Here is a 21,418-nt window from a genome sequence, read left to right as displayed (position 1 = left end):
ATATCAATAATTTGCTATAGTATTGAATTGTACTGGAGGATTCATGGAACTCTTACTTAAACGGTATGCACAGCTTATCATCGACGTGCAACTCAAGCTGACCGAAGGTGACAGCCTTTCGATCAATACCGAAGCAATAACAATGCACTTTGCACGCCTTTTGGCCAGGCAGGCATGCCTGACAACCCGCCAAAGCGTAACCATTGTGGAGACCAATCATGGGAAGGTAGTCCAAGCTTATCCGATAGAACCCGAAGAAAAAGAGATTTTCCGGCCGCCTGTACACACCTCCGTCATGTGCCATCTCTTTGATTTGGATACCATCCCCTATCGAACTGATACAGATTTTGCTTCAGTTGTCGTCGAAGTGACCGCCATCGCAAAGTTCGGGCACCTCAGCGACCCGGTATTCCTTGATCGCCGTATTGCCGTCCCCTGGGCCAATGTGCCCTACCCCGGCCTTACTTGGGCGGCAGGGCTGCTTGGCAGGACCGCCACTGAAGAAGAAATGTGGAATCTATTCAGCATGCTCTACCGCCTGGACAGCGGTTGGAACGTCTCATTCTGGGAGGAGCAGGGTAATGTGTTGGAGTATCGCAAGAAGGCGTTGAACAAGCTTGGACATGGCAGATTCACATTCGTATCAGACGGCTGGCAGCTTGAAGCCGAGCTTGCCCGTGATACGCTGTGGGCCGGTGGGAGAACGACATTGGCCAGTAAACGATATTTCATCCCTACACTGCCGGTCCAAAGCCTCCATGCTGCATTGGATTGCACATCAGCCAACGGGACTTTTGCATCATCCCGGTCTTTCTATGTGTTGGGAACCGAGGTGACAGGAGCTTGGTTTACCGTCAAGAATGGTGAAGTGATTGATTGGCAGGCCGATGCAGGAAAAGAGGCACTGGCTGCTTTTTTCAGCATCGATGAGGGCGCAAGACACGTCAGTGAAATCGCCCTTGCGGACAATGACACCATCGAGAGCCGATACCTCGAGAAATCGATTCATCCGCATTTTGCCAAGGAAATCACCGCAACGATTATTCTCGGTGGATTCTCCTTGGACACCCTTACCACCCACAGCAACGACGACGACATCAAGCAGAGCAAGCTCAATGAATCCTTGGTGAGACTGGAAATCCCGGTGGGAGACACGCATCTCTCAACAAGCTTACGAACCGATGATGAGCAAATCCATGAAATCATGATCGAAGGGATATACAACCTTTAGGAGCAAACCTATGGACCAGAAACTTATAGAATCATACGCCGAGCTTATTATTAAGAAAGGCATCAATCTCCAAAGCGGAAAGAATGTACTCATTCTAACAGGCCCCGGGACCTATTACTTTGCCCGTGAGCTCAGCAAATCGGCCTATCGTCATGGTGCCACTTTTGTACAGGTTCTGCTTGACGATCTTGATGTACTGGCATCGCGCCTGGCATCCCAGAATGAAGATCAGCTTACGTTCAATCCCGCATACATGAAGGCTCTCGACTATGAAATGTGCACCGAAGGCTGGTCCTACATCCGCATAGACGCAACAGAAGAGCGGCTCGATCACGCCGAGCTCGACCAAGCGAAGAATCAAATCCTGGGAAAGGCAAAGCGCAGGTTCCATGAAGCACGCAGCAAGAAATTGATGCGCAGCCAACTTGCCTGGTGTGTCTGTTGTGCACCGGGCCCCCTGTGGGCAAAGCAGGTGCTGGGACAACAGGCTGCCACCGAGGATCTGATGGATGTACTTAAGCCGATTCTCCTGCTCGACCAGAGTAATCCCGGCCTTGCCTGGGAACAGAAGAAGGAGATGCTTGACCGTCGCAGGAATCATCTCAATGAGCAGGGAATCGATACGCTTCATTTCAAGAGCAGCAAGACCGACCTTACCATCGGCTTTACCGACCAGGCCAGATTCACCGGTGGAGCCGATTCAATGCCGGACGGCCTTCAATTCTTTGCAAACCTTCCCACCGAGGAGATTTTCACCACTCCCGACCGTATGAGGGCAGACGGATATGTGACCACCACCAAACCGGTGAATGTACTCGACGTAAAAACCGAGGATGTCCGCTTTGTCTTCAAGGAAGGAAAAATGGTTGAATACAGCGCCCGCGAAGGAAAAGAGGCGTTGGATACCTTCTTCTCAATCGATGAAGGGACACGGCGCCTGGGTGAAGTGGCTTTGGTCGACGAGACCAGCCCCATCGCCCAGAGCAATCTTATCTTCAACTCAATTCTTCTCGACGAGAATGCCTCCTGCCACCTCGCCCTCGGAGACGGCTATCCTACTGCTTTGGCGAACGGAGCGATGCTGTCCACTGATGAACAGCTGCACGAGGCCGGATGCAATACCAGTCTCATGCACATCGATTTCATGATCGGTTCAAAGGACATGGATATCGACGCCACGACTCGTGACGGGAATACCTTTGCTGTGATGAGAAAGGGTGTATTTGTCTTTTAATTCAGATCGCTGATCAAGCGAAGGCCATCGAGTGTGTGCATCGCTGAGAGTTGGTTGATTCGGTCGATCAAGGGAGCTATGGTCTGGCTGAGACCTCCGGTCGCAATGACGAAGACCTCCCGACCCAGCTCCTGCTCGGTACGCTCTATGATGGCCTTCACCATGCCTGCATACCCGAACATAATTCCGCTTCTGATTGATTCCTGACTGTTCCGGCCGATGGCTGTAGGAGGCACTTTCAGTTCAACCTGTGGAAGTTGGGCGGTATTGCCGAACAGGGCGTTGACCGCGGTGACAAGTCCCGGGGCGATGGAAGCGCCAAGGACAGACCCATCGCTGTCGACAGTGGTCAACGTAAGAGCCGTACCGAAGTCCACAACCACTACCGGGTGCTCGGGATACATATAATGCGCTTGGGCGGCATTGGCAAGCAGGTCGCTGCCTAATTCTGCAGGTATCGTCTCTTTTCTCAGTCCTGTTTCCACTTTGTGGTCAACCATGAGCGGCTGGACGTCGAAAAGCCTGATGATGTTCTTCTGCATGGAACGGGTCAAGTTCGGTACGACCGAACTGATGACCGCCCGATTGATATCGTGCTTGTAGAGGCCGGCATGGCTCATCAGGCTGTCCAGAACGACGAAGTATTCGTCGCTGGTCTTCTTCTGGTCGCTGTAAATCCGAAACGACTGCACCCACTTCATTCCGTCGTGGACAGCAATGACAATGTTAGAGTTCCCGATATCTACTGCAACCAGCATGGAGCCTCCCTAGAGCGCTATCGAATGGTGCGAACCACTGTACTTCTCATCACGAAGAGCCTTGATGGAACTGTCATTGAAATAATCCTCAAAGCCCATCAATCTGTCAATGACCCCGCTTGGAGTGAATTCAATGATTCGGTTGGCGATAGACTCGACGAACTGGTGGTCATGGCTGTTGAATAAGAGCACACCGGTGAAATCGATCAGTCCGTCGTTGAGAGCGGTAATGGCTTCCAAGTCCAGGTGACTGGTCGGTTCATCGAAGATAAGGCAGTTCGCCTGCTCCAGCATCATACGAGAGAGCACACAACGAACCTTCTCCCCGCCGCTGAGTACGGTACAATCCTTGAGGGCTTCATCCCCGCTGAATAGCATGCGTCCAAGGAAGGAGCGGATATAGGTATCGTCCTTGTCCTCACTGAATTCGCGCAGCCAGTCGGTGATGGATACGTGTTCGGTGAACAGGTGGCTGTTGTTCTTAGGGAAGTAGGAAAGACTGGTGGTCACCCCCCAGGTGAATGTACCCGCGTCGGGTTCCATATTGCCGGTCAGGATCTCAAACAATACAGTCTTGGCATAGTGGTTGGGTCCTACAAAAGCAACCTTATCGCCGTTGTTAAGCACCAGATCGAAGTTATCGAGCACCTTCTCACCGTCGATGGTCTTGGTGAGCCCCTTGACTTCCAGAATGTTCTTGCCGCATTCACGCAGTGGTTTAAAGGCTACATAGGGGAATCTGCGGCTGGAGGGCTTGATGTCGTCGATGGTGAGCTTGTCGATCAACTTCTTTCTGCTGGTTGCCTGCTTGGCCTTTGCCACGTTGCTGGAGAATCGAAGGATGAACTCTTTCAACTCCGAAATCTTCTCTTCGCGTCGTTTCTTCTCATCCTTCATCTGCTTGGCGGCCAACTGGCTGGACAGGTACCAGAAATCGTAGTTGCCGACATAGAGCTGGATTTTTCCGAAATCGATGTCTGCAATATGGGTGCAAACCGTATTGAGGAAGTGACGGTCGTGGCTGACTACAATCACGGTATTGTCAAAGTTTGCCAAAAAGTCCTCGAGCCAGTGAATGGACTCAAGGTCAAGGTGGTTGGTCGGTTCGTCCAGCAGCAGGATGTCGGGGTTCCCGAACAGCGCTTGTGCAAGCAGGACACGAACCTTCACGTTATCCTCGACGTCACTCATTTTCTTCTGTTGCAAATCGGTGGAGATGCCCAGCCCATCGAGCATCTGGGCCGCCTGGGCCTCGGCTTCCCAACCGCCCATGTCTGCGAAGTCCCCCTCGAGCTCGGCGGCCCTCAAGCCGTCCTCCTCGGTGAAGTCTTCTTTGGCATAAATGGTATCCCGTTCCTTCATCACTGCATACAGCTGTTCATACCCCATGATGACGGTTTCAAGAACGGTGTATTCATTGAAAGCAAAGTGATCCTGCCTGAGAACAGCCATTCTCTGGCCGGTCGAGATGATGATCTCTCCGGTGTCCGACTCGATTTCGCCGGAGAGAATCTTGAGAAAAGTCGACTTGCCGGCGCCATTGGCACCAATGATGCCGTAACAGTTGCCGGGAGTGAATTTTATGTTGACTTCCTTGAAGAGAACCTGGGTTCCGTAGGAAAGACCGATATTTGAAGCTGTAATCATAGTGTGCGGTTCCTTATGCCTAGTATAGCGATAAAAAAGGGCAACCTACAAGGTTGCCCCTTCCTCATTCGTTTTAGTTCCTAGGGGAATCGAACCCCTATTTAGAGACTGAGAATCTCCTGTCCTAACCATTAGACGAAGGAACCGATGCCTGGGATGGAGGGATTCGAACCCCCAAAGGCAGAACCAGAATCTGCAGTGTTACCATTACACTACATCCCAATTTCAAAATCCTGTGGTAGAATACGGAAATGCGTATGCTTTGTCAAGGGGATGGGGAAAATTATTCCTACTCACCGTGATAGAGCTGCAGCACTTCCACCGGATAGGGCGCAAGGGCCTTGTCGTAATTGAGAAACGGCAGTCCGATGACACCCATAAAGCCCTCAACCTTCGCACCGTGCTCCTCGAACATGGATGCAGCGGCTTTCAGAGTACCGCCGGTGGCGATGAGGTCATCGACAAACAGTACGCGGCTATCCTTTTGGATATCCACTTCCTGGACACAGACTACATCACAGCCGTATTCCAGCTCGAAACTCTTGGTAAACACCTTGTTGGGAAGCTTGCCCATCTTGCGCACAAGAATCAACGGCAGGCCAAGGCGCTGGGCAAGCGGGGCGGCAAAGATGAAGCCACGCGCTTCTACTGCAGCAATGGCATCGATTCTACGATGCTCACAAAGCTGATGCATCCGATCGATGCAATACTGAAATGCTTCAGGCACTGCAAGAATACCGGTGATATCGTAGTAGAGGACTCCCTCCTTGGGGAAATTAGGTACCTTTCGAATTACACTGTCCAAATCGTAATGTGCGTCCATAGGGCCTCTCGTCATGAATATTGTTTTTTAAATGCAGTCACCCGAGCACTTGCCGACTCGGAGTAATCACCTTGTATGCCATCGGCCAGATAGCGGTACGCCAACGCTGCTATCATGGCACCGTTGTCCGTACACAGTTTAAGGGATGGAAAGGAAACTTCATAGCCGCCTTTTTTCAGTGCTTCCAATTCAAGCCTCAGGTAGCTGTTTGCAGCAACTCCGCCTCCGGCACTCAGCCGTTTCAGTCCGGTCTCCTCCAAGGCAGCTCTGACGCGCTTGATAAGCATGTTCACAGCGGCGCGCTGGAACGAAGCGGCAATATTTTCAGGACTCTTCTCACTGCTGCCATCCCAAAATGCATCCAGTTGGTTGATCGCAGCAGTCTTCAATCCACTGTAGGAAATATCGTAGGGGTGGTCCTTGGAATGCAATGTCGGACCAGGAAAGAGAAAGGCAAGAGGATTGCCTTTCTTCGCAAGCCGATCGATGGCTATGCCGCCGGGGTAGCCGAAACCGTAATGCTTGGCAACCTTGTCGAAGGCCTCACCGATGGCGTCGTCGATGGTTGTACCGAGAACTTCAATCGCATCATATCCGTCAACCCTGCAGATGACCGTATGACCCCCGCTTACCAACAGGCCCAAGTACGGATATTCAAGCGGATGCTCAATCTGGGATGCATACAGGTGTGCACGGATGTGATCGATGGTGATGAAAGGAATGTCCAGGGAAGCCGAAAAACCTTTTGCAAAGCTCAAGCCAACCAACAAGGAGCCCAGGAGGCCGGGTCGGTTGGTAACAGCGACCGCATCGATGTCATGAGGCTCTAGGCCGGCTTTCTGCAGTGCGGTCTGTACGACCGTACCGATCCACTGGGTATGCAAACGCGAAGCAAGCTCGGGAACCACTCCTTCGTACGGTTTGTGAAGTTCAATCTGGGTGGCGATGATATTGCTTAGGATGGTGCGTCCGTCCTCCACGACTGCTGCAGAGCATTCATCGCAGGAGGTTTCAATCCCTAGAACTCTCATAGGGAGTCATCCTCATCGTCGTCGAACTCGTCAAGAAAATCATCGTCGTCAAGAAAATCAAAGTCCTCGTCATCGAACGAAAACTCATCCTCGCTGACCAGCGGGGCGATGTCACTGAGTTGCAGGCCATACTCCAAGGCGTCTGGAAACATGTCCAGCAGGAACTGGGCAACATCAGGTTGCCAGCTCAATCCCACTTTGGTTCCAACGCCATGTTTTTCAGTATTCAGCAAAACAACCACCTCCTGGGCGACAGCATGGCTGAACAATGGATCCGTTTTCAATGCACTCCCTCTTCAGTCGTAAGCGTACTAGACAAGAGCCTTAAAGGTCAAGGCAAGATTGGGTCTCTACATTTACAGAAATACCATCTTTACCTTCTTCCCTCTTTCGGGTAAAATGCACCTGTTTTACCTAGCATGCCAAAATAGCTCAGGGGTAGAGCAGCTCACTCGTAATGAGCAGGTCAAGGGTTCAATTCCCTTTTTTGGCTCTCACGGTTCCTTCGGGAACCGCTTTTTTTTATATCCTAAGACAGGAAACCCGGGCCGAAGCCCGGGTACCATACTGTTTCAGCTCGTTTACTTCGCCTTCTTGGCGGCAATTGATGCCTGGGCTGCAGCAAGACGTGCGATGGGAACGCGGAACGGAGAGCAGGAGACATAATCCAAACCGACCTTGTCGCAGAATGCAATGGTCTTGGGGTCACCGCCATGCTCGCCGCAGATACCCAACTTGATCTCCGGATTGGTGGAACGACCAAGCTTGGCAGCCATGTCTACGAGCTTGCCGACGCCATCGATATCGATGGTGGCGAACGGATCGTAGTCATAGAACTGCTTGTCAGTATCGTTCACATAGGGACCAAGGAAGGAAGCTGCATCGTCACGGCTGAAGCCACAGGTCATCTGGGTCAAGTCGTTCGTACCGAAACTGAAGAACTCCGCCTCACGGGCGATTTCATCAGCGGTAATTGCAGCTCTGGGTACCTCGATCATGGTTCCGATCTTGTAATGCACCTTCATGCCCTGCTCATTGAATATCTTCTCAATGACTTCCAGTGCATGCTTCTTGCAGAAGACAAACTCCTTGTAGTTGCCTACCAAGGGAATCATGATCTCGGGAAGTACGTCGACACCCTTGCGCTTGACGTTGATGGCCGCCTCAATAATAGCCCTCACCTGCATGCGAAGAATCTCAGGATAGATGATGGCCAGACGACAGCCACGGAAGCCGAGCATCGGGTTGAATTCGTGCAGAGCACTTGACTTCTGCGCCACTTCCTCGACCGTCAGACCCATCTGCAGCGCCAATTCATGGCGGCTGGTGTGGTCGTTGGGAAGGAACTCATGAAGCGGGGGATCAAGCAGGCGGATCGTAGCGGGTCTTCCCTCGAGTGCAAGGAAAATCGCCTCGAAATCGCCTCTCTGCATCGGAAGCAACTCGGACAGGGCTTTCTCGCGTGCAATCAGATTGTTTGCAAGAATCATTTTACGTATCGACATGATTCGGTTTCCACCGAAGAACATGTGTTCGGTTCTACACAGGCCGATTCCTTCAGCACCAAAGGCCACAGCCATCTCGGTATCGTGGGGGGTGTCGGCATTGGTGTACACGCCAAGTCTCTTGACTTCCTGCACATATGCCATGAAGGTCTTGTAGTTGTAGAAGAGGTTGGATTCACTCTCCTTCATATGGCCGTTGAGCACCTGGACGATTTCCGAGGAACGCACAGGAATCTTGGTACCGTAGACAGCACCGGTGAATCCGTCGATGGACATATAGTCTCCTTCGCTCAGATTCGTGCCATTCACTTCAAGAGTCTTTTTCGCTTCATTGATGTGGATGTCCCCTGCACCGCTGACACACGGACAACCCATGCCACGTGCGACTACCGCTGCGTGACTGGTCATACCTCCACGACAGGTCACTACGCCCTTTGCAACGGCCATGCCACCGATATCCTCGGGGCTGGTCTCTGCACGGACTAGAATAACGTCCTTACCCAGGGCTGCCATCTCCTCGGCCTTATCGGCGGTGAAATATATCTGGCCGCAAGCACCTCCGGGGGAAGCATTCAATCCACGGGTCACTTCATTCAAACCATTATCTCTAATATACTTGGCATCGAGAATCGGTGCGAAAAGCTTGCCGAACTCACCCGCCGGAACTCTTGCAATTGCAGTTTCCTTATCGATCAAACCCTCTTCAACCATCTCGACCTGAGAACGGAGCCAGCTGAAAATCGTGCGCTTGCCGTTTCTGGTCTGCAGCATATACAGCTTCCCTTCCTGGATGGTGAACTCGATGTCCTGCATGTCCTTGTAGTGTTTCTCCAAAATGGAACGGATGCCTACCAGTTGGTCATACACATCAGCGTTGACCGCACGCAGAGTCTCAATGGGCTCGGGAGTACGAATACCTGCTACGACGTCCTCGCCCTGGGCATTCATCAGGTATTCACCGTAGAACTGGTTTTCACCGGTTGACGGATCACGAGTAAAAGCAACACCGGTCCCGCTGGTGTCACCCATATTGCCGAACACCATGCTCTGGATATTGACAGCGGTTCCCAGCAGTCCGCGGATGTCATTCATCTGGCGGTACTTGTTTGCACGCTCGTTGTTCCAGGATTTGAACACTGCGTTGATGCTCTTGAAAAGCTGGTCGATCGGGTCGACCGGGAACTCTTCACCGGTATAGCGCTTATAGAGGCGCTGATAACGGGCGATTACTTCCTGCAGGTCCTTGCTGTCGAGTTCGGTGTCCAGGCTCTTTCCCTTGGAATCCTTCACATCCTGCAGGGCACTCTCAAATTCGTGGTGGGGAACACCCATGACCACATCACCAAACATCTGCATGAAACGGCGATAGCTGTCCCAGGCAAAGCGTTCATTGTTGGTCTTCGCAATCAAAGCCTTTACGCTGGTGGGATTGAGTCCGAGGTTGAGGATGGTATCCATCATACCGGGCATGGACTGTGCAGCTCCACTGCGAACGGAAACGAGCAAGGGATTTTCGTTGTCCCCGAGCTTCGCTCCCATCAAGGTTTCAAGCTTGGCAAGGTTCTCAAGCACCTGTTCTCTCAGGCCCTGAGGATAGGCTCCCTCATGGGAACTATAATACGCACACGCTTCGGTGCTGATCGTAAAGCCCGGAGGCACAGGAAGACCGATGCTGGTCATATCGGCGAGGTTTGCACCTTTTCCGCCGAGCAGCTCTTTCATTTGAGCCGTTCCTTCCGCCTTACCGGAGCCGAAAAAATAGACATACTTTGTTTTTTTCTCTGCCATACTTGACTCCTGTTCTTTCTCTATACTTGACGAACAAATCCTATCTGTTCGGCGCTGTACTGTCAATCAAATCCGCGGGTAAAACAACAATTATAGGTATATCAAGTTCTTATTAGATAAATATTTGTTCAATTGGTTTTTGGAACAATATTCCAATTTTCCTGGATACAAGATACCGATTCCAACAAGAAGACATCATTAAAATTTACGGCTTTTTGCAAGTTTTTCTCTACAATTCATGGATTACTAAGTTTCCCTTTGAGGAACCAATAGATTCCGCAAAAAACTGCAACAAACAGCAACAAAAATAACCCGTCCTCATCCACATAGGAATTGAACGGGTGTATCAGTGTTTACTTAAAGTCAGGGCTGCTTGCCGATGTAGGCAAGAATACCCCCATCCACATACAGGACATGGCCGTTGACGAAGTCACTGGCCTTCGAAGCGAGGAAGAGAGCCGGACCCTCAAGGTCCTCGGTGTTTCCCCAACGCTCGGCCGGTGTCTTTGCGACGATGAACGAGTCGAACGGGTGTCGGCTGCCGTCGGCCTGCCGCTCGCGCAGAGGAGCTGTTTGCGGGGTGGCGATGTACCCGGGCCCGATGCCGTTGCACTGGATGTTGTACTTGCCGTATTCGCTGGCGATGTTGCGGGTAAGCATTTTCAAGCCACCTTTAGCAGCGGCATAGGCACTGACCGTCTCACGTCCGAGCTCACTCATCATGGAACAAATATTGATGATTTTCCCGCTCTTGCGCTCCATCATCGAAGGCAGTACCGCCTTGGCGACGATGAACGGAGCGGTGAGGTCGATGTCGATGACCTTGCGCCAGTCGCTTGCGGGCATCTCGTGCATCGGGATGCGCTTGATGATGCCGGCGTTGTTCACCAGGATGTCGACCGGTCCCAGATCCCTTGCAATCTGTGCATTGGTCTTCATTACGGCTTCCTCGTCGGTTACGTCACATACATAGCCTTTTGCTGTGATCCCGGCCTGCTTGTAGGCTTCAAGTCCCTTGTCCACCAACTCTTGAGTAATGTCGTTGAACGCAATCTTCGCCCCTGCCTGTGCGTACACACCGGCGATTGCAAACCCGATCCCGTAACTGGCTCCGGTCACCCAGGCCACCTTTCCCTTTAGGGAGAACATTTCCTGCATATTTGCCATGGTTTTACCTCAAATCCTGGGTTGCCACCCAGTCCATATCCGTATAGGTGCGGTTCTCGCCGCACATAGCCCAAATGAACGTATAGTTGCTCGTACCTACCCCGCTGTGGATGGACCACGACGGATTGATCACCGCTTCCTCGTTGCCTACAACGATATGCCTGGTCTCGGTTGGTTCGCCGAAAAGGTGGAACAACGTCTGCTTCTCCTTGATGTCGAAGTAGAAGTACACTTCCATGCGGCGTTCGTGGGTGTGGGCGGGCATCGTGTTCCACACACTACCCTCATCCAGCTGGGTCAGGCCCATTGAAAGCTGGCAGGTATCCAGTACGTCGGGGTGGATGTATTGGTTGATCGTGCGCTTGTTGCTTTCGGCCGCACTGCCGGCAGGTACATGCTTGGATTCGGCAAAAACAATATGCTTGGCCGGAAACACCTGATGGGCGGGGGTGCTGCTCATGTAGAATTTGGCCGGATTCTTGGCAGCCTTGCTTGCAAGGCTCACCTGCTTGGTACCCTTGGGTAGATACAAACCATCGAAGTGTACAATATTGTAGGTCACCCCGTCAGCCTCCACCACCCCATCACCGCCGATGTTGATAATCCCCAGTTCCCGTCGCTCCAAGAAGTAGTTCACGCCGAAGTCCTTCATCGGATCGATGTTCTTGGCAAGGTCGAGCTTGCCGGAGACCGGCATGGCACCCAGGGTGACAATCCGATCGATGTGCGAGTACACAGCACTTACATCATCGGCCTTGAAGATGTTCTGTACCAAGAATTCCTTGCGAAGCTCCTCGGTGGTCATGTGCCTGAAGGCCTCTTTTCCTGTTGAATAACGAATGTCCATGTAATTCCTCCTACTCTGAAAGACAATCCGGCCGCTCGAATGACAGCACCCTGTCAAGGTACGACCCGATATTTTGTGCATCACTGAAATATGAACCGAGATCCGACTGCAAGACATACTGCATACGGCGAATCCCTCCAAACAAATGATAGGTCAACACACCTTCGATGTGATCATACTGCTGTGATTCCAACAACGAAAGCAGTACAGCATGCTCCTGCACAATTTCTTTGAAATTATGCATTTCCACAATGTCCAGCATACGAAAGCGTGTGTAATAGACTTCTGAATCCTGAATGGCATCCCAGAACAAGGGGAACCCCACTTCATCAAACCACGTCTGATGCAGTTGAGAATCCAACGCGTAGAATGCCGCAGGCTCGAATTGGTCGCTTGCAAGCAGTATTCCTTGGTTGCGCAGCGAATGATGGCAGCGTTCCAAGGCGAACGGGTCGGCTTTCCGGGCAAAGTCGATGAGGACCTTGGTCTCAAGGACGGTGCGCATCAATATGATCTGATAGATGTGGGAAAATTTCAGCAAGGTGGCACGCACACCCTTGTAAGGAACAAACTCCAGCAGGCCTGTATCGCACAGCCGTTCAAGTGCGACATGCACAGGAGTCCTGCTTGCCTCAAACCGCTCACAGATGTCCTGCTCCCGCATCAATTGTCCGGGGACAATGTCCAATCCCAGTATTTCCTTGCGCAAAGAGGCGTATACATGATTCGCAGTATCTTTTGCCCGCATGGTACTCCTTCTTCCCATTTTGCATTCGAAATATATTTTTCGCATGCAAATTATCCATTTGCATCCTAACATGAAGCAATTGACCTGTCAATACGAAAAAACCGGACACACGTGTCGCCCGGTTTTTTCAATCTATATGGATACACCCTGCGGTGCTGTTATGCAATATAGCTTTCCACCATCTTGCTCTTCGAAGGATTCCTCAGCCTTTCAAGGGCTTTTTTCTCGATCTGGCGGATACGCTCCTTGGTAAGGTTGTACAACTCTCCGATTTCCTTCAGTGACATCGGGGTCTTTCCCTCAAGGCCGAAGCGAAGCTCTATGATCTCGCGTTCCTTGTCGCTGAGTGTGGCGAGCAATGATCGCACATCTTCTTTCAAGGAAGCATCCATCAAGGACTGCTCGGGATTCTGCGACTCATCCTCGATGAAATCACCGATGTTGCTGGTGCTTCCGTCATTGAAGACAGGTGCATCGAGGCTGATCAAATCACGGCTTATGGAAAGCAGGTTGGAAACGTGCTCGGGTTCAAACCCCGTCAAAGTCCCGATATCCTCCATGGTTGGGTCATCGGTGCTCAAATCTTTCATAAGGGAGCGTTGCGCTTTCTGGATCTGCAGCAATTCATTGGTTCGGTTCAGGGGCAGTCGCACCGCCCTGCTTTTCTCATTGATCGCCTTCATGACCGACTGACGGATCCACCACACGGCATAGCTGATGAAGTGATAACCCTTGTCGGGATCGAACTTGCCCAAAGCCGTCATCAGACCGATGTTTCCTTCATTGATCAGATCGATCAAAGGCATACCCTGGTTCTGATATTTCTTGGCTACATTCACCACAAACCGAAGATTGGCTTCGATCATACGTTTGCGGGCGAACTCGTCACCCTTCTGGGCGCGTTTGGCAAGCGAAAGTTCCTCTTCGGGTGTCAACAGCGGGATGCGGTTGATTTCCTTCAGATACATACTCAGAATATTTGCATCGTCATAAGCGTAAGAAGCATCGTTATTGGTAAGCATGGCGCGTTTCGTTTTCATCTTGCATTCTCCCTTTTGGGTCGTTGTAAAAGTAGATGCAACTAGCGTGCCAAGTTTATAAATAGTTTTATTATTTCTTTTTTAGATAGGCTTTTATATATTTTCTAAAAGTATTAGCTGGTACATTTCACCTGCTGAAGGTAGGAAAAAAGGCTGCAATGTGGTTCATTTTGACACGCCTGATGAAAACACATGGTTTTCCGGCTCATTCTGACCCAAAAACCTTGTACTTGTTCAGCCAACCGACCATTTTGGTTCAAAATCGCCCACAAGCCACGGGAAATCGAGCTCGATGGAGGCAAACCACTGACTCAGATTCTCCCGGGCAAAAGGAAGTTCACTCTGTTCAAGCTCTTCTTTGAGCATCTCGTATTCCATCTTCAAAAAATCATGAATCATGTCGCCTTCGCTGAGTGAACAGGTAATACGTCGCTTGCCCATCAGGTACATGGCAAATTGACGGCGGAAGAAGTCGAGCCAATCCTTATCCGGATTGTGCATCTCGTTCCCCCTGATCAAAAATACATCGATGAAGCAGTTGAGGCTGCTCGCAAGGTCCTGGGACTTGGCGAACAGGTGAGCAAGCGTATAAAAGTGTCTCCAAATCTGCTCCAAGCTGGATTCGGCACTGAGAAACACACAATCCATCTGTTTCATAAGCTGGGTATTCTGTTCTCGCTGTGCTTCCATTTCACATTCCCTTTTCATCGTACACTGAATATAGTAAAGGCTCCTAATAACGGCAAGCTTTGGAGCGACGTTTTTTCGCACTGCGCAGGTTCTGCACAGGCTGCGCGTAGTTTGCATAAATCAGCTTGCCTGTCTTGCTACTTTTGACTATATTATCTGAAGCGAAGGCGAAGCCCTCGTTATTACACTACCACATTTAATTATGGTTGGAGGAACATACAATGACCATTAAGCCTTTGGCAGACAGAGTATTGGTGAAAATTGAAGAGGTGCAGGAGAAGACTGCAAGCGGTCTGTACATCCCTCAGACAGCGCAGGAGAAGACCCAGATCGGCACTGTTGTTGCAGTCGGTGAAGGGACTGAGAAGGTCAAGATGACCGTCAAGGCAGGAGACCGCGTGATGCACGACAAGTACAGCGGAACCTCTGTGAAAGCCGACGGCAAGGAGTACTTGATCCTTGGCATGTCCGATATCCTTGCAATCATCGAGTAGCATCAACAGATGCCAGAAGCAGGTGGGAAGCAGTTCCCACCTCTTTTTTTGCAATTTCTCTACGCTCTCTTTCCAGCTTCAGCTTCTCTCATCCATAGAGAAAGTTCTCGATCTTGTCACACATCCCTGCCGTCAGAGTTTCCGGATGAAAGCTTTCAGGCAAGGCACGAAGCATGTACACCCCGTAATTCTTCGTGATGACCCTGCTGTCGAGAATCAGCACCACCCCCCGGTCGGCCGTACTCCGTAAAAGTCTGCCGAAACCCTGCTTGAGTTTCATGGTCGCCGACTGCAAGGCAAGCTGATAGAATCCACTTCCACCCATTTTATCTATGGCTTCGCATCGGGCCTTGAACACCGGGTCGGAAGGAACGGTGAACGGAAGCTTGACGATTATCACCATCCGCAGCGTGTCACCCGGAGCATCCACGCCTTCCCAGAAGGAGGAAGTGGCGAACAGCGTACTGTCCTGCTCGGCGATGAACCGATTGAGCAGGGTGTAACGGTCAAGCTCGCCTTGGCCCAGCAACGTGAGGCCGGCTTGTTCAAACTGTGCTTCCAACATGCCCTTGACCTTCTTGAGCATGACATAGGACGTGAAGAGGACCAAGGAGCCTCCCCCGGCACTGTTCACCGCATCCCAGATGGTTCGGGCCAGATAGTTGATGTACGGCTCCTCCATCTCTTTCGCTGGAAGCGGGGCATCGGATGGGGTGAGCAGCATCAAACGGCTCTTATAGTCGAAGGGAGAGAGGAAAATCCCTTTCAGAAACGGACGGCCTTCATCATACGGAAGCCCCACCCTGCTCCCCCAGAATGCAAATTGGTCGCTCAAGTCCAGGGTGGCCGAAGTGCACACCACCGTATCGAGCTTGGTGAAGAGAGCATCGACGAGCAACGGAGCTATCGACAGAGGTGTGATGCGAACCTGGACGGAGCGGTCGCGGTTGTTCGCCTCTGCATTGAACCAGTGCACCTCATCCTGCCACAGCTCAAAGTTGCAGAAACGTGTAAGCACTTCGCTCATGAGTGATATTCTACTCCCGCGCACCTTCAGCTCGGTAATTTTTGCATCCAACTCTTCAGGAACCTTGTTGTGTTCAAGAAATACATTGATTTTTGCGGCCAGCCGACCGCTTGCTTCCGCCACCGAAGCAGCTGCTTTTACGAAATCGGCCAGGCGATGCTGCTGTTCGGCCTTGATCAGGACAGGCTGGAAATCGTTTTTCTGAAAAACCGCCAGCAAGTATTGGTCCAAGGTGCCGACCTCCTGCAGGAGCAGAAGGATGTCATCCTGGATACGGTCGATGATATCAACTTCCGTACTGTACTCACCCAGTTGCTCGAGCAATGATTTGTTGTTGTACCTGCCGGTACGCTGGATGCGGTGAATCTGACGCAGCATCTCCTTGGAGCTGTATTCATCGGTGAAATATTCGGTTGCATTCGCTTCAATATTGTGGGCCTCGTCGATGATCAGTCGATTGAACGGGGGGAGAATCATCTCCTCGCTGTAGTCTACATCACTGATGTGCCTGCTCTGGGCGTCGGTGAAGAGCAGATGGTGGTTGCTGACAATGACTTTCGCTTCCTTGGCCTTCGCCTTGGCCTTAAAGAAGAAGCACTCCTTGAAGTATTCACAGCTGTGATTAGGACACAAATCGCCATCACAGCATATTTCTCCTCTCAGCTCGAAACTCAAACGTGAGGGATAATCGGCAAACAAACCGGTCTGAGTGCTTTTCATCCACTGCCCTATCTGATAAAGCTCGCTTTGCGGGTCTTGGCTGAGCAGGCTGGATTCGCTTCTCGTCTGTACAAACCTGAGAATGCATACATAGTTGCCCCGGCCGACGGCCAGAGCTGTTTTACATGAAACGCCGAGATACCGGAAAAGCATCGGCAAGTCCTTTTCATAGAGCTGTTTCTGCAAGTTGATCGTGCTGGTTGCGATGACGGTGCGCTCATCCGGACTGCTCATTGCATGATACAAGGCAACCGCAAGATAGGCAAAGGATTTACCGATACCCGTCCCGGCCTCGATGGCTGCGAGGGCACCACTCTCATAGCTTTCCCTGACCAGCTCGGCCATCATGAGTTGGCCTTCCCGGTATTCATACCCGGGAAAGTGTTTCTCAAGCAGACCCCCCTTGTCGAAGATCTCGTAAATGTCATGCTTCGTCAATGTGATATTCCTGTAGCTTACGGTGCAAGGTCTTGCGCCCGATACCCAATACTTCGGCCGCCTTCGTCTTGTTCCCTGCACATGAGGCAAGGGTGGAGATGATCAGTTGTTTTTCTGCTTCGGCGAGGGTGATCCCAACTTCAAGTGATACGCTGCTGGCGTTTTGTGCCTTGCCGATATGAACCGGAAGATCCTCGACCTCGATGATGGAGGTTCTGGCAAGCACTACCGCACTTTCGATACAGTTGCGAAGCTCACGGATGTTCCCCGGCCACTCATACCCCAACAAGGCCCGCTTGGCCTGGTTGGAAAAGGCCTCGATGCTCCTTCCGTTCTCACTGTTGAACTGTTGCAGAAAACTGGTCATAAGCAGGGGAATGTCATCCTTGCGTTCGCGCAAGGGAGGAACATCCAGATGCACCACATTCAAACGATAGTAGAGGTCCTCGCGAAAGTTCCCCTTTTCTATCTCCTTGGGCAGGTCGCGGTTAGTGGCACAAACTATGCGTACGTCAACGGTGATTGATTTCTCTCCGCCCACCCGCTCGAACTGCCTCTCCTGCAGCACCCTCAGTAGCTTGACCTGTGTCTGGGCGTCGATTTCCCCGATTTCATCGAGAAAGATCGTTCCCCCGTCGGCAAGCTCAAAGCGCCCTTTCTTCTCCTTGACCGCCCCGGTGAAGGAGCCTTTCTCATGACCGAACAGTTCGCTCTCCAAGAGGCTTGCCGTAAGGGCTGCACAATGCACCTTGATGAAAGGGCCCTTGCTGCGGTTGCTCAGCTCATGGATCGCATCGGCGACCAGCTCTTTTCCCACCCCGCTCTCACCGGTGATGAGCACCGATGCCTTGGTCGGGGCCACCTGGCTGACGGTGTCCATCAACTCCACCATTTTCTGGCTCTTGCCGATGATGCGGTCGTAGCGATTGCGCGCCTTCAGTTGCTGGACCTCTTCCTTCAACCGTTCATGCTCGGCATAGAGGTCGGTATCGGAGAGAGCTTTCCTGACGACCAGCGACAAACGGTCCAAATCCACAGGCTTGGTGAAGAAGTCGACAGCACCGCCGCGCATCGCCTCGACAGCTGTTTCTATGGTTCCGTGACCGGTGAGGATAATCACCGGCATACGCGGATACGCCCCGATGATTTTTCGCAGCAGGTCCTCTCCGCTCATTCTGGGCATTCTCAGGTCGGTTATGACCAAGTCGACTCCCATCTTGTTGATTTTGTCCCATGCATCCTGACCATCGGTTGCCTCGATGCTCTCATAGCCTTCCAGTTCCATCGCCATTGCCAAACCGCTTCTGATATTCTTTTCATCATCACAGATGAGGATGCTACGCTTCATAGTCTGCCTCCGCCATGGCCTGACTGTCCAATGCAAGTCGTTCACTGCGGGGTACGGGGAAGTAGAGTGTAAACGTCGTACCCTCGCCGAGTTTGCTTTGGACGGTGATATCGCCTTTGTGTTCCTTCATGATCTTATATACTACGGTCAACCCAAGGCCGGTTCCTGTCGCCTTGGTGGTAAAATACGGTTCGAATATTTTCAGTTGGGTCTGCTCATCCATCCCGATTCCGGTATCGATGACCTTCAACAAGACTTGGTTTTGGTCATGCCTTGCCTGCAGTATCAACATCCCGCCGCTCTCCATGGCATTCATTGCATTCTTGATGAGGTTGAGCAGAGCCTGCTTGATCAGATGCTCGTCAAACTCCAGCTTCGGCAGTGAGGTGGGAAGATCCAGCTTCAAATGGACATGGTGCTCGCTGAGTTCGGGAATTACAAACTTGACAACCTCCTCAAGGGTTCGTTTGATCTGTCCCAAACGCAGCCGGGTATCCATCGGCCTGACGGCAAAAAGAAAGTCGACCACGATCGAATTGAGCCGGCTGATTTCTTCATCGAGTACATCCAAGTACCGCGCCGCATCGTCGAGGGTAAGGGATTCCTTACGTCCGAAGGCTTTGCGAAGCAACTGCAAATGGATCGCCATGGCCGCCAATGGGTTCTTGATCTCATGCGCCACCCCGGCCGCCATGGTGGTCATGGAGGCCAGGTTCTCGCTTCTGCGCAGTCTGGCTTCGTTGGCGTTATGCTCGGTGACATCGCTGAGCATTACCACATAGGAAGAGCGGTTGCGCTCGGAGCTGCTTTTGTAGGAGAAGACGGTTACGGCGATGGTCTGCAAAGTGTCACCCTTTTGGAAGGTGAACTCATTGTCCTCGTCGCTTTTCTTCTGCTGCACACTCAGATTGATGTACTTCAGTACATGCTCGTCCTCCAGGACCTTCGACAGGGCCATCCCCTCATAGGAACGGAATCGTGCCATCGGAACAAGATTGCGGCAGTTGGAGTTGGCATACAGGACCGTCAGCTTCTCGTCGGTGAGAATGACTCCGTCGTGAATCGATTCCAGCACATTCTCCAGCATCTCGACATCACTTGCCTGGGAACGCAGGATGTCGACTATCTGCTTCGTATCGAGCTGGTCGATCTTCTGAATCGCCCGCTGGACAAAGTTCTTCATCGCTCCTCCATCATTCGATAGTACAGGGCCTCAAGCATCAATCTTCCATTCTGATTAAACAACTGGCTCTCGGAAAAGCTGTTGTTCACCAAGGACGAGAGTCTGTATGCCAGGTCGGCCGAAAGGGTTCTCTCCTCCAAAGCGACGGTGAGCAAATCCAAGAACGCGCGCAACACATACTCATAGCTGTCCATTTCTTCGACATTGGTCAGCAGTTGCTGCAAATCGGTGAGGCTGAGGTAACGCCGGCTCTGCACCGACGAGTAGAGCATGCCTGCAATCTGGCGATTCTTCTGCAGGTCCATGCCCCCGCCTTCCAGATAGAACTGCTCAAGGCTCTCATACTGCCTTTCATGCAGGTAGTACGGCTCCAAATATTTCAATACCGCTTCCTTTCCCAAAGGGGGAAAAACATACCTGCGGACACGGGAGAGAATGGTGCTCATGATTCGGTTGGGGAATTCGCTGATAAGAAAAAAGTAGGTATCCTCAGGCGGCTCTTCCAGCATCTTAAGCAGGCTGTTGCGCGCCGAGACATTGGTCTGTTCCATCGCCTCCAAAATGATGAACCGCTTATGCGATCCCATACTGGTCCGGTTCACCCACTCATCCACCGCCCGTACCTGGCCGATGGTGATTGTAGTATTCCTGCGGTTTGCCGCATAGAGGTTCTTCAGCGAGGAGCGAATCTCATCCGCCCACTTCTTTGCCTCTTTTTGACTTAACTCCCCCTCCTGGCTGAGGGAAATCAAGAGTTCGTTCACAACAGAAGCGGCATCGTACAAAGAGTTCTGGCTCGGTGTAGCCGGGCTGAAGGATGGATGATACTGTAAAAGCAGGATCCGGATGCTGCGGATAAGCGCCTTCCTGGAAAAATCATTGTTCAAGCGACTGAAGGCTGCAAGATGCGTCTCGATCATGCTTTTATGGTCGCGTTGACTGACGATCAGCACACCGGGATCGGAAAGCGTTGTAAATTTACGGCAGCTTTCACAGTTGCAGTGAACCCGGCCCTGCTCACTGCAGGAGAGGACGCGGGCCGCCTCCAAGGCGAAACTCATTCTCAGACTGTAGCGGGGACCTCCAAACAGGTTGACCTGGCTGAAGGTACCGCTTTGTATTTGGCTTCGCATTTGAGAGGCCAAGGAGTTTTGGAAAGGCTCAAGTAATTCAAACATGGGCTACCTGTATCGAGGAGGAGAACCAGTGGACCGTGTCGGGAACCAAGGGCCTGACAATATTGAGGACGAATTGACTGGCATCGAAAATAGGGGAGAGGTCGAAGGCTTTCTGCAGTTCCAGTACGTAGATGATGACGCTGGCGGCTATGACCACCTCGATCACGCCCCAAAGAAATCCCAGAAGCCCGTTCACCGCACGAAGCCCTGTGGCATTGAGCGCAGTTTCCAAGAGATTGCCGACTATACGCATCAAACCATACCCGATCAGGAACAGGAGCACAAAAGCGATCAGGCTGGAGAGAATCGGAGGCAGGGAAAAAGATGTGCCTAATACATCTGCGATGATACGGGTGAACATGAGGCCGGAAAAGAATCCCACGATATACCCGCTTCGGTGGGAGAATGCATCGGCAAACCCTGTAAGGGTATCGGCAATGCCTCCAATGATCGCCAGGACAAAGACAATGATGTCAATCGAATTGAAATACACGGATCCGATGGTCAGTCCCCATTGCATA

Annotated in this window: 19 protein-coding genes and 3 tRNA genes; 4 read left to right on the top strand and 18 right to left on the bottom strand. The window is 51.7% G+C overall.

Translation table 11 applies throughout. The annotated features are described in order from the left end of the window. Positions 1–43: 43 nt before the first annotated feature. On the top strand, positions 44–1,231 hold the full coding sequence (locus MUG09_RS07250; RefSeq protein ID WP_244774964.1) for an aminopeptidase: 1,188 nt from the start codon (positions 44–46) through the stop codon (positions 1,229–1,231). A 10-nt stretch (positions 1,232–1,241) separates the two neighbouring features. Beyond that, positions 1,242–2,465, top strand: a complete 1,224-nt coding sequence (locus MUG09_RS07245) for an aminopeptidase (protein ID WP_244774963.1) — start codon at positions 1,242–1,244, stop codon at positions 2,463–2,465. Here the strand turns inward: MUG09_RS07245 and MUG09_RS07240 are convergent. From MUG09_RS07240 to MUG09_RS07210, 7 genes are all read right to left on the bottom strand, one after another. Further along, positions 2,462–3,223, bottom strand: a complete 762-nt coding sequence (locus MUG09_RS07240; protein ID WP_244774962.1) for a type III pantothenate kinase — start codon at positions 3,221–3,223, stop codon at positions 2,462–2,464. The two genes, MUG09_RS07245 and MUG09_RS07240, sit on opposite strands and share 4 nt — an antisense overlap. A 9-nt stretch (positions 3,224–3,232) precedes the next feature. Then, positions 3,233–4,870, bottom strand: a complete 1,638-nt coding sequence (locus MUG09_RS07235) for an ABC-F family ATP-binding cassette domain-containing protein (RefSeq protein ID WP_244774961.1) — start codon at positions 4,868–4,870, stop codon at positions 3,233–3,235. A gap of 74 nt (positions 4,871–4,944) precedes the next feature. Continuing rightward, positions 4,945–5,016 (bottom strand) — tRNA-Glu (locus MUG09_RS07230). A gap of 5 nt (positions 5,017–5,021) precedes the next feature. Beyond that, positions 5,022–5,092, bottom strand: a tRNA-Gln gene (locus MUG09_RS07225). Positions 5,093–5,159: 67 nt separating this feature from the next. After that, complete coding sequence (locus MUG09_RS07220) at positions 5,160–5,693, bottom strand: adenine phosphoribosyltransferase (RefSeq protein ID WP_244774960.1); 534 nt, start codon at positions 5,691–5,693, stop codon at positions 5,160–5,162. Positions 5,694–5,704: 11 nt separating this feature from the next. After that, positions 5,705–6,724 carry a tRNA (adenosine(37)-N6)-threonylcarbamoyltransferase complex transferase subunit TsaD gene (gene tsaD / locus MUG09_RS07215; protein ID WP_244774959.1) on the bottom strand — a complete coding sequence of 340 codons (1,020 nt, stop codon included), beginning with the start codon at positions 6,722–6,724 and terminating at the stop codon, positions 5,705–5,707. Continuing rightward, entirely contained in the window at positions 6,721–7,008 is a 288-nt protein-coding gene (locus MUG09_RS07210; RefSeq protein ID WP_244774957.1) for a hypothetical protein, read from the bottom strand. Before MUG09_RS07210 ends, tsaD begins: the two co-directional genes overlap by 4 nt. 137 nt (positions 7,009–7,145) lie before the next feature. Here MUG09_RS07210 and MUG09_RS07205 point away from each other — a divergent pair. Beyond that, positions 7,146–7,217, top strand: a tRNA-Thr gene (locus tag MUG09_RS07205). 88 nt (positions 7,218–7,305) lie between these two features. On the opposite strand, the gene ppdK is transcribed toward MUG09_RS07205, so the two are convergent. From ppdK to MUG09_RS07175, 6 genes are all read right to left on the bottom strand, one after another. Beyond that, a complete protein-coding gene (gene ppdK, locus MUG09_RS07200; protein ID WP_244774955.1) occupies positions 7,306–10,017 on the bottom strand; it encodes a pyruvate, phosphate dikinase in 2,712 nt (903 codons plus the stop codon). A 363-nt stretch (positions 10,018–10,380) separates the two neighbouring features. Beyond that, positions 10,381–11,184, bottom strand: coding sequence for a gluconate 5-dehydrogenase (locus MUG09_RS07195; RefSeq protein WP_244774952.1), 804 nt, complete (start codon positions 11,182–11,184; stop codon positions 10,381–10,383). A gap of 4 nt (positions 11,185–11,188) precedes the next feature. Then, the gene (gene kduI / locus MUG09_RS07190; protein WP_244774950.1) at positions 11,189–12,031 is read right to left on the bottom strand and encodes a 5-dehydro-4-deoxy-D-glucuronate isomerase; all 843 of its coding nucleotides are present in this window, start codon (positions 12,029–12,031) and stop codon (positions 11,189–11,191) included. 10 nt (positions 12,032–12,041) lie between these two features. Further along, entirely contained in the window at positions 12,042–12,779 is a 738-nt protein-coding gene (locus MUG09_RS07185; protein ID WP_244774948.1) for a GntR family transcriptional regulator, read from the bottom strand. A gap of 158 nt (positions 12,780–12,937) precedes the next feature. After that, a complete protein-coding gene (locus tag MUG09_RS07180) occupies positions 12,938–13,819 on the bottom strand; it encodes a sigma-70 family RNA polymerase sigma factor (protein WP_244774945.1) in 882 nt (293 codons plus the stop codon). Positions 13,820–14,053: 234 nt separating this feature from the next. Next, positions 14,054–14,509: a hypothetical protein gene (locus MUG09_RS07175; protein ID WP_244774943.1), complete on the bottom strand. Its 456-nt coding sequence runs from the start codon at positions 14,507–14,509 to the stop codon at positions 14,054–14,056. Between the two features lie 221 nt (positions 14,510–14,730). Here MUG09_RS07175 and MUG09_RS07170 point away from each other — a divergent pair, with 221 nt between their 5' ends. Beyond that, a complete protein-coding gene (locus MUG09_RS07170) occupies positions 14,731–15,003 on the top strand; it encodes a co-chaperone GroES (RefSeq protein WP_244774941.1) in 273 nt (90 codons plus the stop codon). 88 nt (positions 15,004–15,091) lie between these two features. Here MUG09_RS07170 and MUG09_RS07165 read toward each other — a convergent pair whose 3' ends face one another. Genes MUG09_RS07165 through MUG09_RS07145 form a run of 5 tightly spaced genes read right to left on the bottom strand, consistent with a single transcriptional unit; the run spans position 15,092 to position 21,417 of the window. Further along, positions 15,092–17,188 (bottom strand): ATP-dependent DNA helicase, encoded by a 2,097-nt coding sequence (locus MUG09_RS07165; RefSeq protein ID WP_244774939.1) that lies wholly within the window; start codon positions 17,186–17,188, stop codon positions 15,092–15,094. Continuing rightward, positions 17,175–18,536 carry a sigma-54-dependent transcriptional regulator gene (locus MUG09_RS07160; protein ID WP_244774936.1) on the bottom strand — a complete coding sequence of 454 codons (1,362 nt, stop codon included), beginning with the start codon at positions 18,534–18,536 and terminating at the stop codon, positions 17,175–17,177. The genes MUG09_RS07165 and MUG09_RS07160 overlap by 14 nt, the downstream gene beginning before the upstream one ends. After that, positions 18,526–19,719, bottom strand: a complete 1,194-nt coding sequence (locus MUG09_RS07155) for a two-component system sensor histidine kinase NtrB (RefSeq protein WP_244774934.1) — start codon at positions 19,717–19,719, stop codon at positions 18,526–18,528. Before MUG09_RS07155 ends, MUG09_RS07160 begins: the two co-directional genes overlap by 11 nt. Continuing rightward, a complete protein-coding gene (locus MUG09_RS07150) occupies positions 19,716–20,897 on the bottom strand; it encodes a hypothetical protein (RefSeq protein WP_244774932.1) in 1,182 nt (393 codons plus the stop codon). Before MUG09_RS07150 ends, MUG09_RS07155 begins: the two co-directional genes overlap by 4 nt. Beyond that, positions 20,890–21,417, bottom strand: a complete 528-nt coding sequence (locus MUG09_RS07145) for a CvpA family protein (RefSeq protein ID WP_244774929.1) — start codon at positions 21,415–21,417, stop codon at positions 20,890–20,892. Before MUG09_RS07145 ends, MUG09_RS07150 begins: the two co-directional genes overlap by 8 nt. Position 21,418 lies beyond the last annotated feature (1 nt).

Source organism: Sphaerochaeta associata, assembly GCF_022869165.1.
GTDB classification, from domain to species: domain Bacteria; phylum Spirochaetota; class Spirochaetia; order Sphaerochaetales; family Sphaerochaetaceae; genus Sphaerochaeta; species Sphaerochaeta associata.
The sequence above is the reverse complement of the archived record's forward strand: the minus strand, read 5'-3'. Positions and strand labels throughout refer to the sequence as shown.

What these genes read in the sequence shown, in the direction of transcription:
- MUG09_RS07250 (WP_244774964.1), top strand. Translation starts at nt 44, where the DNA reads ATGGAACTCTTACTTAAACGGTATGCACAGCTTATCATCGACGTGCAA.
- MUG09_RS07245 (WP_244774963.1), top strand. Translation starts at nt 1,242, where the DNA reads ATGGACCAGAAACTTATAGAATCATACGCCGAGCTTATTATTAAGAAA.
- MUG09_RS07240 (WP_244774962.1), bottom strand. Translation starts at nt 3,223, where the DNA reads ATGCTGGTTGCAGTAGATATCGGGAACTCTAACATTGTCATTGCTGTC.
- MUG09_RS07235 (WP_244774961.1), bottom strand. Translation starts at nt 4,870, where the DNA reads ATGATTACAGCTTCAAATATCGGTCTTTCCTACGGAACCCAGGTTCTC.
- MUG09_RS07220 (WP_244774960.1), bottom strand. Translation starts at nt 5,693, where the DNA reads ATGGACGCACATTACGATTTGGACAGTGTAATTCGAAAGGTACCTAAT.
- tsaD (WP_244774959.1), bottom strand. Translation starts at nt 6,724, where the DNA reads ATGAGAGTTCTAGGGATTGAAACCTCCTGCGATGAATGCTCTGCAGCA.
- ppdK (WP_244774955.1), bottom strand. Translation starts at nt 10,017, where the DNA reads ATGGCAGAGAAAAAAACAAAGTATGTCTATTTTTTCGGCTCCGGTAAG.
- MUG09_RS07195 (WP_244774952.1), bottom strand. Translation starts at nt 11,184, where the DNA reads ATGGCAAATATGCAGGAAATGTTCTCCCTAAAGGGAAAGGTGGCCTGG.
- kduI (WP_244774950.1), bottom strand. Translation starts at nt 12,031, where the DNA reads ATGGACATTCGTTATTCAACAGGAAAAGAGGCCTTCAGGCACATGACC.
- MUG09_RS07185 (WP_244774948.1), bottom strand. Translation starts at nt 12,779, where the DNA reads ATGCGGGCAAAAGATACTGCGAATCATGTATACGCCTCTTTGCGCAAG.
- MUG09_RS07180 (WP_244774945.1), bottom strand. Translation starts at nt 13,819, where the DNA reads ATGAAAACGAAACGCGCCATGCTTACCAATAACGATGCTTCTTACGCT.
- MUG09_RS07175 (WP_244774943.1), bottom strand. Translation starts at nt 14,509, where the DNA reads ATGGAAGCACAGCGAGAACAGAATACCCAGCTTATGAAACAGATGGAT.
- MUG09_RS07170 (WP_244774941.1), top strand. Translation starts at nt 14,731, where the DNA reads ATGACCATTAAGCCTTTGGCAGACAGAGTATTGGTGAAAATTGAAGAG.
- MUG09_RS07160 (WP_244774936.1), bottom strand. Translation starts at nt 18,536, where the DNA reads ATGAAGCGTAGCATCCTCATCTGTGATGATGAAAAGAATATCAGAAGC.
- MUG09_RS07155 (WP_244774934.1), bottom strand. Translation starts at nt 19,719, where the DNA reads ATGAAGAACTTTGTCCAGCGGGCGATTCAGAAGATCGACCAGCTCGAT.
- MUG09_RS07150 (WP_244774932.1), bottom strand. Translation starts at nt 20,897, where the DNA reads ATGTTTGAATTACTTGAGCCTTTCCAAAACTCCTTGGCCTCTCAAATG.
- MUG09_RS07145 (WP_244774929.1), bottom strand. Translation starts at nt 21,417, where the DNA reads ATGCAATGGGGACTGACCATCGGATCCGTGTATTTCAATTCGATTGAC.